The 11,332-nt window shown below is 59.4% G+C and carries 12 protein-coding genes and 3 pseudogenes; 6 read left to right on the top strand and 9 right to left on the bottom strand.

The genetic code is table 11. From position 1 onward, the window contains the following. Positions 1–1,752: 1,752 nt before the first annotated feature. Positions 1,753–2,214: a hypothetical protein gene (locus MKK68_RS03590; RefSeq protein WP_244028759.1), complete on the top strand. Its 462-nt coding sequence runs from the start codon at positions 1,753–1,755 to the stop codon at positions 2,212–2,214. 53 nt (positions 2,215–2,267) lie between these two features. Here MKK68_RS03590 and MKK68_RS03585 read toward each other — a convergent pair whose 3' ends face one another. The 3 genes and pseudogenes from MKK68_RS03585 to MKK68_RS03575 form a co-directional block, all read right to left on the bottom strand. Then, positions 2,268–2,414, bottom strand: coding sequence for a hypothetical protein (locus MKK68_RS03585; protein ID WP_244028757.1), 147 nt, complete (start codon positions 2,412–2,414; stop codon positions 2,268–2,270). A 428-nt stretch (positions 2,415–2,842) separates the two neighbouring features. Further along, a complete protein-coding gene (locus MKK68_RS03580; RefSeq protein ID WP_244028755.1) occupies positions 2,843–3,331 on the bottom strand; it encodes a hypothetical protein in 489 nt (162 codons plus the stop codon). A gap of 80 nt (positions 3,332–3,411) precedes the next feature. Next, positions 3,412–3,789, bottom strand: a pseudogene (locus MKK68_RS03575) (transposase); the annotation flags it as partial. 5 nt (positions 3,790–3,794) lie between these two features. Here MKK68_RS03575 and MKK68_RS03570 point away from each other — a divergent pair. After that, positions 3,795–4,064: pseudogene (locus tag MKK68_RS03570) on the top strand (DDE-type integrase/transposase/recombinase); the annotation flags it as partial. Positions 4,065–4,134: 70 nt separating this feature from the next. On the opposite strand, the gene MKK68_RS03565 reads toward MKK68_RS03570, so the two are convergent. The 3 genes and pseudogenes from MKK68_RS03565 to MKK68_RS03555 form a co-directional block, all read right to left on the bottom strand. Then, positions 4,135–4,452, bottom strand: a complete 318-nt coding sequence (locus tag MKK68_RS03565) for a hypothetical protein (protein ID WP_244028753.1) — start codon at positions 4,450–4,452, stop codon at positions 4,135–4,137. Between the two features lie 78 nt (positions 4,453–4,530). Next, positions 4,531–4,893, bottom strand: coding sequence for a hypothetical protein (locus MKK68_RS03560; RefSeq protein WP_244028752.1), 363 nt, complete (start codon positions 4,891–4,893; stop codon positions 4,531–4,533). Between the two features lie 216 nt (positions 4,894–5,109). Beyond that, positions 5,110–5,562 (bottom strand): annotated as a pseudogene (locus MKK68_RS03555) (integrase core domain-containing protein); the annotation flags it as partial. On the opposite strand from MKK68_RS03555, the gene MKK68_RS03550 reads away from it, so the two are divergent. The 4 genes from MKK68_RS03550 to MKK68_RS03530 all read left to right on the top strand — a co-directional run bounded on the left by MKK68_RS03550 (position 5,522) and on the right by MKK68_RS03530 (position 9,875). Beyond that, positions 5,522–5,926, top strand: coding sequence for a hypothetical protein (locus tag MKK68_RS03550; protein ID WP_244028762.1), 405 nt, complete (start codon positions 5,522–5,524; stop codon positions 5,924–5,926). The pseudogene MKK68_RS03555 and the gene MKK68_RS03550 overlap by 41 nt on opposite strands. An 825-nt stretch (positions 5,927–6,751) precedes the next feature. Beyond that, positions 6,752–7,228: a hypothetical protein gene (locus MKK68_RS03540; protein WP_244028750.1), complete on the top strand. Its 477-nt coding sequence runs from the start codon at positions 6,752–6,754 to the stop codon at positions 7,226–7,228. A 7-nt stretch (positions 7,229–7,235) separates the two neighbouring features. Beyond that, positions 7,236–7,565 carry a hypothetical protein gene (locus MKK68_RS03535; RefSeq protein ID WP_244028748.1) on the top strand — a complete coding sequence of 110 codons (330 nt, stop codon included), beginning with the start codon at positions 7,236–7,238 and terminating at the stop codon, positions 7,563–7,565. Positions 7,566–7,601: 36 nt separating this feature from the next. Continuing rightward, on the top strand, positions 7,602–9,875 hold the full coding sequence (locus MKK68_RS03530; RefSeq protein ID WP_244028746.1) for a putative bifunctional diguanylate cyclase/phosphodiesterase: 2,274 nt from the start codon (positions 7,602–7,604) through the stop codon (positions 9,873–9,875). Positions 9,876–10,265: 390 nt separating this feature from the next. Here the strand turns inward: MKK68_RS03530 and MKK68_RS03525 are convergent, their stop codons facing one another. From MKK68_RS03525 to MKK68_RS03515, 3 genes are all read right to left on the bottom strand, one after another. Further along, a complete protein-coding gene (locus MKK68_RS03525; RefSeq protein WP_244028744.1) occupies positions 10,266–10,541 on the bottom strand; it encodes a helix-turn-helix domain-containing protein in 276 nt (91 codons plus the stop codon). Then, complete coding sequence (locus tag MKK68_RS03520; RefSeq protein WP_244028742.1) at positions 10,535–11,086, bottom strand: Crp/Fnr family transcriptional regulator; 552 nt, start codon at positions 11,084–11,086, stop codon at positions 10,535–10,537. Before MKK68_RS03520 ends, MKK68_RS03525 begins: the two co-directional genes overlap by 7 nt. Beyond that, positions 11,059–11,332: hypothetical protein (locus tag MKK68_RS03515; RefSeq protein WP_313899214.1), on the bottom strand; the 274-nt coding region annotated here is incomplete at its 5' end. The genes MKK68_RS03515 and MKK68_RS03520, both read right to left, overlap by 28 nt.

Genomic DNA, 11,332 nt, shown 5'->3' with positions numbered 1-11,332 from the left:
GAGGCAACCTCGGGATGGGCCCCCGAGCCCGTTCATGACCACCACCAGACTGCCAGATCGCCAGTCCGATCACGTCAAAAGCTACCGGCCGCGTCAAACCAACGGCCAGACCCCGCAATTACGCGGTTCTTCGAGGTGTCCATTCGATTAAGACTAGGTTCTAATCAAGCGGCGATAAATACGAAGCTTTGATTGAGTAGATTAACTTTTCTGATCAAAAACGACTTTTTATACAGACGAAAATTAACGGTCTGCTTGCGGAGTTATTCGCGCGTGGTCGGGTGTCGGCAAACACGCTCATGGAGGGCGTCAGCACATTCTGGTAGCAATAGGCCGAGAGCGCGCCTCCTCTGCGCGTCTGCTTCGCAACGCTGAGCCTCATCAAGGGCAAATCGCCCGTTAGACCTGTCGCCGCGATCGAAGTGGGTCTCCGCGTATTTGACCAGATGGCCCGCAATGACGCTTTCTATACCGATCTTACTGCGCCCGCGCGCCTCATGCGGTCGCTTGGGCTTACGATCTAAAGCGTCCCGCGCCTGCATGATGCGGTTTTGTGATTGCGAGCAGCTATCGACCGTGTTGCCGTCTCCCCCCATGAAGAGGCGAAGACGACCGAAAGCGGCAACCCAACGATCCCTGCGCGAAAGCGGCATTCGAGTTCCCACCCAGTGCCTGCGAGAGAGCACCACCCCTTACAAGAATTCCAGATTCAAAAGGCGATCTGCGTCCACCAATCCGCTGCATGAGCAACAACCAACCGACAGACGCAGAAGGCAGGTATAGTCGGGGAGAAAGACCGAGCATCGTACGTGCGCCTAATTTTTGTAACCAGCAATATCCCCATCATATTTATTTTAAAAACTATCGTGCATTAAATCTCTATATCTTGTATTTAAACCCATGTTAGATCTAAGGTGCTAAACGCACCGTTTTTTGGCGCAACTTGTGACTTTTCAACCCGACACGCGCAGGGTGGACGCGCCTGATCTCATGCCTGCGCTGGCATCGAATAGAGAATGCGATCGCGGCGGTGGAGGCGGTAGCCGACGAGGAACGGGGTCGGCGGCAACGGTAGCATCAATCAATCTAGCGGTACGGCTACAGCCCGTGAACATATAATCGCGTGCCTAGAAATGCATCAGGCACATAAAACTTGCACAATACGATCTGCGGATTGAATAATTCCCATGCAATAAACAATTCCTGTGCAGCGGGTTCGTCCCAATACAAGGAAAATCAGCGTCATGACTTTTACTTCACCCGATAGCTTTGTACCCCGTGACGAGTACGCCGCCAGGGTGGCCGCTGCCGAAGCCAGCGGAGATCGTCACGCGCAGGATCACATGAGCGAGAAGCCGCCTCGGGCGACACCTCCCGTCGCCAACAACACTACGTCGTACCATGAAGCCGCAATCCGGCAGTCTCAGCCGTCCCGGCGCTGACAAAAACCAACTGGTAGACGAGAGCCGGATCGTTCACGGTGGTTGGTGCTGCATCAGCAGCCAGCTGATCGCCTGATCCGCTGAGGCGGTCCTGTATGCCCCTTCATACAGGGCCGCCTTTCACCTTTCGGCCACAAGCCTCCCAGTAGTTTACAACCCGAAGTTGTGTGCACACGGGCTGACAGGGCAAGGTGCAACCCGATCCGGTCAGCGGCTGAAGCAAATTATTTTCGACCGCTGACCGTACAGGCCAATTCGACTTTCATGTCGCTTGCAGATCATCGGGGCTCCACCAACCGGAGCCGTACCGATGTCCCTCGCGACCACCGCTGATACCACTGCCATCACGCCCGCCCCCCTCTCGAAGTACGAGATCCAGCGCAACGAGCGTCATGCTGCCTCTCAGGCAGCGTCCAACGCCAAGCGTAGAAGCAAGAACGCTCCGCGGCGGGATGATATGGCCAGGGCGGCCTACTACGCGCTCCTAATGATGGTCGTTGACCCGAAAATTCCTCCGGCTGAGAAGGCGCGCCTCCTCGGCACGATCTCCAACCTGCTTGAAAAGGCTGGTTTTGATCGGGCGGTCTGCCGCGAGATCTTCAAGGGTCACGCCGCGACAGTGCTGGACAACCTCGACGGATGGCTGGCCCAGCGTTGGTATGCGGAAGGCCGACGATTGGCTGACAATCGGGGGCGCTACGTGCCTCTCAAACGGATTAGCTTCGCAGATATGGCGCGGGAGGCGGTGATCGACGTGTCAACCGCTGACTAGGAGTAACGCAGGAGTACCAGGGATTGGGTGTCAGCCGCTGATCGGCAAGGGTGTTACCTTACGGGGGCGGATGAGCCAGGTCCGACCGTTGTTTTTGTTCGTTCGATCATCGACACGAGATTTGTGCGAAAGGCTTTTTGCTGGTTTGAGCCGCTGTCGATACCCCCTCCGCTCGCAAGATCCAGCAGCAGTTCATCCATGGCTGCAGCTCGTGCCTGGGGCTCAGGCTGGTTCATGGCGAACCGCAGGATAGCGTTCTGTGCCGTACCTAAATCCTCGCGCTGTGCCTTCTCAATCAAAGACCGAAGGACGCGTGTGCATTCGTCTCTGAGCATGTTGTTCCGGCCTCGGGTTCTGCGAAGCACACCCGCTACCACCAAGGCTCCGGCTGAAGCTATCGAAGTAGGCCATAAGCCGGCGCCTGCGGTTCCTGTTCCCCGCTGCATCGACCTTCACGCAACCACCCGACCCGAGGCGTCACGGGCACGGCACAGGGAACTGGCCCGTGCCGGCCTGTCGTCGCGTGCTCTCTGTGCTGTGCTGCCTGTCGGCGTTCGCGACCGCCGCGGTGCACAAGCGTCGAGAGGCCAGCCTTGTATCAGGTCATCAGCCGCTCCGCAGCATCGGCTCAAGGCGTCTGCCTCATATCAGGCTCGATGGTGAACTCGCTTGCGATCGTGTCGTAGACGCGTGCCAGCCACTCTTCCGCGATCCGTGCACGTTCCTCAGCCGCCTTCACTTTCTCGTCGGCCGCTTTCAGCAAGGCGTCGGCACGGCTCTGAATTTCAGCGGTGCGCGCCTCAGCAACGCGGACTCGCTCGGCGGCGTTGCGGACATCTTCGCGGACGCGGTCAAGCACCTCCTGAACGCGCAGTTCCTGTTCTTGAGCCTGAGCCTCGATTTCGCGAGCATGGTTGGCCGCATGCCGAACCCGCTCGATCAGCTTCGACCAATCCTTTGATGGGGAGAGAGGCGACGGCAGCGATCCGCCACCGATGTCCATAACCGGCTCGACAAGACGCACCACCTTTGCTGGCCTTGCCTTAAGGGCAGGATCTTCAACAGGAGCGTCTAGGGCTGACAAGCTCTGCCAAAGGTGTTTTGTTGCTGTGTCCATGCCCCCCCTCTAAAAGCAATTGAGGCCTAATTCGAGCGAAGGCCTTCGGTTAACGACTTGGTTATACTAATCCTCACTGATCAGGACTCATGGGCCCAGGCGCGCAGTCCGATCGACATGATGCGCCAGGGGCGGTCGATGAGGGTATTCCAGGCGTCGCAGCAGTGGTCAAGGATGTCGGCGTAGGATTTGAAGACGCGGTTGCCGAGCCAGTTGTCACGCATGAACTGCCACAGGTTCTCCACGGGGTTGAGTTCGGGGGAGCGGGCCGGCAGCGGCAGCAGCGTGATGTTGGCGGGCACAGCGAGCTTCGTGGTCGTGTGCCAGCCGGCTTGATCGAGTAGCAGGACGGCATGCGCGCCGGGGGCGACAGCCTGGGCGATCTCTTCGAGGTGCAGAGCCATCGCTTCGGTGGTGCAGCGAGGCATGACGAGGCCGGCCCCGGTGCCTCTGGCCGGGTTTGAGGATCGACGGCCTCCTGGCCTGTACCCCAACCTACTACGTCACGAAGCACCTGCAGCAGGGCATCGAGAGCGACCACTTCCGGGTAAAATAACCCATGCCGCGCGTAGGCGGCTTCCGCTCGTTCAACATGGCGCGACGCACAATCTGCGGCTTCGAGGCCATGCCTTGACTGCGCAAGAGCTTCGGCTTTGCCGGTGCGTGGACCGTCCGCGAGCAGGACCAATTGCTTGCCGTCTGCTTCGGACTTCCGGCGGTTAACAGAACCTGAAAACAAGGCAGATCGGCGTCTACTGCGGCCTACGGCACGGCTTGCGACAGGCCCAGGTTTTCACCTTCACTCAGGTCCGGCTGAACGGACCGTTGCCTGGAGCCATCTCAGTCTTATCGCCGAGCAACCGGCGCCCGGAGGCAATCACCTGCACCGTGCCGCGGCAGTCGCATTCCGATCGCGCAACGGCTTCCAAATCGCGCAGGTACTCAATCACTGCGCTACGGCCCTTTGCGTCTAGAACTTGCGCAAGCTGGACCTTGGATGTGACGAGGGCGGGTACACCTTTCCAGAACTCGGCCTTAGCTACGGAGAGCTTATGCGCATCATGGAACTCAATGAGATTTAGAGCCGACATAGCAACCTGCGTCGAGATAATCAGCGTCATATCGATCAGCCTGTACCGCCCTCGAAAGAGGAGCACTTGCTTGATTATGAAAGTTCAAGTTCAAGCATTTGATGCTTTTCAGATGGCGATATTGACGCAGGTAAAAACGTTTCCGTGGTTTAGCCAGCGCAACCCGACCGTTTTAAACCTCGCTTCCAGACCGGTCAGCGTGATGCACGGTACTCGCCACCCGAGCCCGAGCGCTCGCGTGTCCTCGCTCGCCTCGACCGTTCGCAGGTGCTCGATCACCACCTCGAGCGACGCGAGGGCGGCTGCGCGTGTCTGGGTTGTCGTTGTACCCCCTAGTACCAATGCAGTCCGCGAAAGTGCCCGTCTCACTACCGCCTGGGCGATCGCTGTATCCAGCGCCGGCAGAATGATGACGCGCCGCTTCAAGCTTGCAGCCGTGCTGGAAGCAGCCACAGCCACCTCATCGCGCATTCCGAGCGTGCCGGTTTCTACGGCAGATACCCACGGCCTCATCACCGTCGCCAGCAGCGGCTGCAGGCCGGCCCCTCTAGAATTCCGGCCATTCTGCGCCCCTACCCCTCACCGTCAGCGATCGTGTCCACGTCTGAGCGGCGGATACTGCCACGCTTGAGGCTGCGAGCGCCATGGAGAGCTGATCAGCGCCCACGTTGTGGTCCAAGAGTGAAGTTAGTGCACGGTGGGCCGCTCCGCTACGGGTAGCTTGGCCGGCGGACCTGGTCGGGCGAGCGCCGCCGGCCAAGCGGAGAAGGCTGGCACGAACACCTCCGGTGCCGGCGGCCGGTATTTCAGCGATGCATGCGGGCGCACGCCGTTGTAGTGACGTCGCAAGCTTTCGATGACGACCTGCGCTTCCCTGATTGTGTAGAAGATCTCGCCGCTCAGAAGTTCGTCGCGAAGCCGTGCGTTGAAACTTTCAACGTAGCCATTCTCCCACGGTGAGCCTGGCGTGATGTAGGCCGTCTTTGCCCCGACGCCGGTGATCCAAGCTTGTACGATCTTCGCGACGAACTCCGGGCCGTTATTCGAACGGACATGGCCAGGTACGCCACGCAGAATGAACAGATCCGAGAGCACGTCGATGACGTCGGTTGCCTTCAGCTTGCGGGCGAACCGGACACTGGACCGGCTCACCCAGCGCCTCACCGCGATAGGCATCATCGAGGACGTGCTCAGCATCGTCCGCGGCGACGCGGCCGGAGCTGGCTTCTACGACGGCGCTCTGGTGGCGTTCCGCCGCAACCCAGTTACAGTCCTCATGATGTGTCTCGGCGCGGTGATGTTGTTTAGTGGCATACACTCACAAGAAGACTTCCCGAGGTCTACCGCGGGCAGTGAACGAGAGCGAAGTCGACATCCGCTTTCACTTGTTGCCGCTTTTAAGGGGACCAGCGGAAATCCACCCCTCTTTGACATTATGACCGCCAAGCTGACTGAGTTCAGGCCCTCAGGACTTGGAATGGCCCGCCACTTGGCCCTGTTCTGATGCTGCCAGAGGATGTCTGAGAGTGTGCGCGTGAGATGCTGTGGGGTGTCCTGGTTTTGAACCGGCAGGCCATGACTAGAAACTTCAGTTCAAGCCACTGCGCGTTGTCCAGCATCGTCCCTCCTGCATCAGAGAAACGAAATCGCTAGCCAAGCCAATCCGTTCAAGCGGCGACAGACTTCATTTTGCCGTGACCCGGTGGAGATTGTTAGGCTGATACCGCGATTGGTGCATGGCAAGGATATTCGCCTGAAGACGCTCGGTGCCTTCCATCCCGTTTACTGCTGGCGATCGCTTCCGCGGCTACACTACCAATTACCGCGGTGACAGCGTCAAGTACCGCCACGAGATCGACTGCCGCCCCTGGGTACATGGACGGCGTCATCCAAACCTTCGCGCCATTCTAGCGTGAGGCAGCGCGTAAGGTCGGTCGCCCTGCCGGGTGAACTGGCGGGCGCTACAATGCAAGTTCGATAAGTAAGGACTTGTTAAGTCCCACCCTACGGGATTTGGACGTTTTGCCGCGGCGCTTAGCAACGAAGATCCAGTTCCATTCCTTTATCGGCCAGTCACAAGCGGATCTATCGCTGGGGCGCACCAATTTATCTTTTGATGATTTCGCATCGATACGATAAAAGTTTCTAATTTAAGACTTTATTAGGTGTCTAGATTTCATTTTACGCAATAGAGATAGCCCTTCCAGACCGATGCCCTGCCCGAACAATAAGCGTCGTCCCATGGGATTGTCACACGCGCACGCTTAGCTCTGGCACGTCGTATCGCGACGTCAACCCGACCAGCCCTTCACGAACAGAGCTTTGCCGCATGCGCTCGAATCTATCCCTTAAGGTTGCACTGCTCGCCGCCTTTGGCCTTCTTGCTCTGATCTGCGTGGGTCAAAGCGCTCTATTTATCCACCAGGCCGCCGATTTTCGTCACAGCGTCACGTGGGTCGCAAACAGCTGGCTCCCTTCGCTTACTGCAATCAACGAGAGTAAGGGCGCGGCGTTTGAGGTCGGGATCAAGCAGCTGAGTTACCGCACCTGCTCTGATATCACCTCTTGGCTTGCTGAGAATGAGGCGCAGCTCACTGTCACCAATGCCAAGCTTGCGACCGTACGCAAGCCCTTTGAACCACCGATATCCCCGGCCAAGCAGCATGGGCTGTACGAGGCTTTCTCTGCTACCTGGACGGGGGTGGCCGCGAGCGAGGTGCTGGCCACGGCCTCGGAGCGATCCCCCCAGGTTAAGACCCTCACCGCCGAGGTTGGGCACTTACTCGTCACCGTCCGGGCCGCATAAGATAGCAATGGCCGAGATCCTCCCCTTCACCGGGCAGCTGAGTCGCGAGGGCGCAGAGCGTCTGACGACCGTCCTGGCGCAAGCCTTCGCCAGCGGAGCCGACCTCGGCTCGCGCCGGTCACATATCCGCGCGCTCGGCCTCTCGCTTGGATCCCTTGTCGAAGCCCTGCGCGCCGAACTCGATCGACTCGACGACTGCCTGGCAGGTACTTTCCTGTCATCGTCGGACTATCCTGAGTTCCGCGCGCTACTCGCCGATTTCGAGCGCTTCGCCGACCTAGCCAGTGCCTACCGTGCCGCCGACACGCCCGATGTGCTCGACCACCCGGTATCGTGATCCTGATCCTCCATCCCCCGATCTCGGAGTTAGACGGTGTCCGATTCCTTTGCCTCGCTCGACGAGGAAGCCCGCCTGCGGGCGCTCGCCGCGCTGGCTGCGCACGACTGGCTTAGCGCGTCCCCTGATCCCGCACTCGCCCACATTGTAGAACTTGTCGCGCGCTTGCTCGGCGCGCCTGCTGCCTTCGTTTCGCTCGTCGACAAGGATCGGCAGGTGTTCCATGCCAAAGTTGGCATCGGCTTGTGCGAGACCGCCCGGGACATCGCGTTTTGCGACCGGACCATCGCGCAGGACGGCGTCCTTGTGGTACTGGATGCTTCGCGTGATCCGCGCTTTCAAGACAATCCACTTGTCACCGGCGATCCGTTCATCCGCTTCTATGCGGGAGCACCGCTACGAACCGCCGACGGCCATGCCATTGGTACGCTCTGTCTCGCCAGCCCCGAGGCACGCACCGTCTTTACCGAGGCCGACCGGCGCACCCTGTCCGACCTCGCCCGCCTTGCGCTCGATCGGCTAGAGCTGCGCAGACTCGAGGTTGCCCGCTGTGCCCTGCAAGCTCGGTTCGAGCACATGGCAGCGACCTCGCCCGATGCAATCATCTGCGCGGATAGCTGCGGGCAGATCACCGTCTGGAGCGCGGCGGCCGAGCGTCTGTTTGGATATACGGTACCTGAGGCATTGAACCGGCCCGTTGCCCTGATTTTACCCGAGAGGATGCGCGGAGGTAACGAGGGCGACCTACGTCGGATGGCGAGATTCGACGGTGGTCTGAGCGGCCGCACAGTCGAACTGATTGCCTGCCACCGGAACGGGGATGAGTTCCCGATCGAGTTGTCGCTGTCGACGTGGCACGAGGACGGAAAGGCCGCCTTTGGCGCTATCGTCCGTGATGTGCGACAGCGCCGTGCCGTAGAAGACCGCCTGTTCCGTCTTGCGCACCTTGACGCGCTGACCGAGTTGCCGAACCGTGCCGTCCTGCGCGGTCGGATCGAGGCGGCGATTTCGGGCGGGCGGGCGGCTGCCGTCCTGATGATCGACCTCGACGGGTTTAAAGAAATCAACGATGCACACGGCCATGGCGTCGGGGATGCTGTGTTGCAGACCGCCGCCCGGCGCCTGCGCATTAGCGTTAGTCCAGACAGTATCGCAGCTCGGTTCGGCGGAGACGAGTTCGCTGTTGTGCTGCCGGGCGTCGGCGACCCGTGTGCGGCTGTCAGCACGGCTGAGGCGGCGATCGCTGCGCTCTCCGAGCCGTACGACATCGAGGGCTTGGTCCTGCGTGTTGGCGCTAGCGTCGGCGTCGCGCTCAGCCCGGCCCACGGCGCGCGTGAGGAGGATCTGGTAATCTGCGCCGATGCCGCCCTGTACCGCGCCAAGGCGGACGGACGCGGACGCTGCCGCCTATTCACGCCCGATATGCGCGAGGCCGCCCAGCGCGATCGAGCCTGTCGCGACGGATTGCGCAGAGCGGTCGAGCGCGGTGAGTTCGTACTGCACTACCAGCCCCAAGTACGCCTCTCCGACGGCGCACTCACAGGTGCCGAGGCCTTGATCCGGTGGCAACACCCCGAGTTGGGCTTACTAGCGCCAGCCGCGTTCCTAACCGTCCTTGACGAGGGACCAGACGCTGCTCGGATCGGTGATTGGGTACTGCGCACCGCCTGCGCCCAAGCTCGGGCGTGGCGCGACGGCGGTCTACCATCGTTCCGGATCGGGGTGAATCTATGCGTAGCCCAGTTCCGCCGCGGGGATCTTGTCGAACGCGTCGCTTCAGCGCTCACAGAAACCGGCTTGCCAGCGAGCGCACTGGAATTGGAAATTACCGAGACGATCATCCTACGAAACGATCCGGGTGTGGTTACTGCGCTACGGGACTTGCGCAGGTTGGATGTCGGGATCGCCTTCGATGATTATGGCACGGGATACGCCTCGCTCAGCCTGCTCAAAAGATTCCCTCTGACACGCCTCAAGATCGATCGCAGCTTCGTCAACGGGCTGTGCGAAGACCCGCAGGATGCAGCAGTCGTGCGGGCAGTCATCGAGTTAAGCCGCAGCTTCAACCTGGAAGTGATCGCAGAGGGGATTGAGACCGACGAGCAGCGCCGCCGCTTGCTGGCCAAGGGATGTCAGGAAGCTCAAGGCTATCTCTTCGGACGGCCGATGGCAGCGGATGCGTTCGCGGCACACTACGGTGTGGGCAATTGTCGTGCTGACGGCCGAGCAAGAGGTCTTTTTGGCGATCAGCGCGTCGACCGAGAACTGCGGCTTAAAGCAAGCAGACATAATCAAACTGATCATATTTAGCTCAAGATCGACTAATTCGAGCGTATTATTGGCTAACCAAGTCGGACAGACCGTGCGCTTGTCAGCCTATCTATGGTAGCTCGATCGCTCCGCTTCTTAGCGCACCACCCCTAAAGCACGCAGACGTGCCCAGGCATCTTCGATCGCGAGCCACAGCTTCATCAGTGTGGCCAGTTCACCAATCTCATTTTGCGACAAATTTCCAAGAAGAGCATTAGCGTTATGTACAGAGCTTCAGCAATCGATTCGATTCGAACTCAAATATATTAGAATATTATTAAACAAAATACATAGGACAAATGCTTTCGTGCAAATTTTAATAGTTAAAATGTCATAATATGATGACGCCTAAATTGGTTTTAGTTTTGCAATGCTTAACATGAAGACATATTAACGGATTCCACGCGAGCTTAAATGAAGGTAACTCTGATTGAAGTCGCAGAAGGATTCTAGGCGTGCGAGATCTGGGATGTCTGCTCGGCCGCGTTTCAGCATGATCAAATCTTGGTCACGCAAATCGCGCAGCGTGCGGTTGAGATGCACGACTGTAATTCCGAACACGTCAGCGAGTTCGTTTTGCGTCATCCGTAGCTCATAGTTGCTCGCCGTGGCACGACCAATAGCCTGCATGCGGATCAGCAATTCGCAGAAGAAATGCGCTACCACTTGATCGCTGAACGCTGGCCCATGCTGGTCATCCACTCCCGCATGATCCCCTCATCCACGAGGGTGGCCCACCAGAAGGCGTTGGCGATATGAGAACTGGTTGTGATCAGGTCGAGGATCGTCGCGCGAGGGATCGACGCCACTTCGCAGGGGGTGAAAGTGCCGATGCTGTGATCGCGCTGCGCCAGGATCGTCACATGGAGGTCGCAGAAATCACCCGGTAGCAGCAGGCCCAGGATCTGGCGCTTGCCATCGGGCAGGATTTTGTAGCGATACGCGAGGCCTTCCACCACGAGCAGCACAGCCTCAGGGCGGTCCCCCTCACGGCTAAGATCGTAGTCTGCCTCGACCTGCCAAGTCGTGTCCGAGAGTGACTGGAGCGCGACTCTGTCGGCCACATCAAGATCGCATGCGTGTTCGAGCTTCTGAATAAGCGCGTTCGGAGCTGCGCGTGGCCTTTGCGGGAACGGTCTCGCGTCATCCGAGCGAAGTAAGCTCTGCAACGTCCCGAGTTCGGTCACGCTTTTTGGTGCTGTCGTAGCCATCGCATTGCCTCCTCCAGCGTGGCGAAGATCGGCGCTGAGATCCCGAAAAGCCGTCCGAAGGCCGCCTCGACGAACCAGCCCTTGCCCATTTCGTGGTCCGGGGTATCGAGGCGCACCAACACCGCGATCAGCAAGCCGTTGGCCAGGACCAGTCGCCCTTCGCAATCTGGGCTGCTAGTGTCGACCATGATCGGCTGCAGCACGAGCAACGTCTTGACGTTGTCTCGCGCATCCATGTCTAACCCC

Origin of the sequence: Methylobacterium sp. E-016 (assembly GCF_022829745.1) — a bacterium.
Taxonomy (GTDB): domain Bacteria; phylum Pseudomonadota; class Alphaproteobacteria; order Rhizobiales; family Beijerinckiaceae; genus Methylobacterium.
This window is presented reverse-complemented; position numbering and strand designations above follow the sequence as displayed.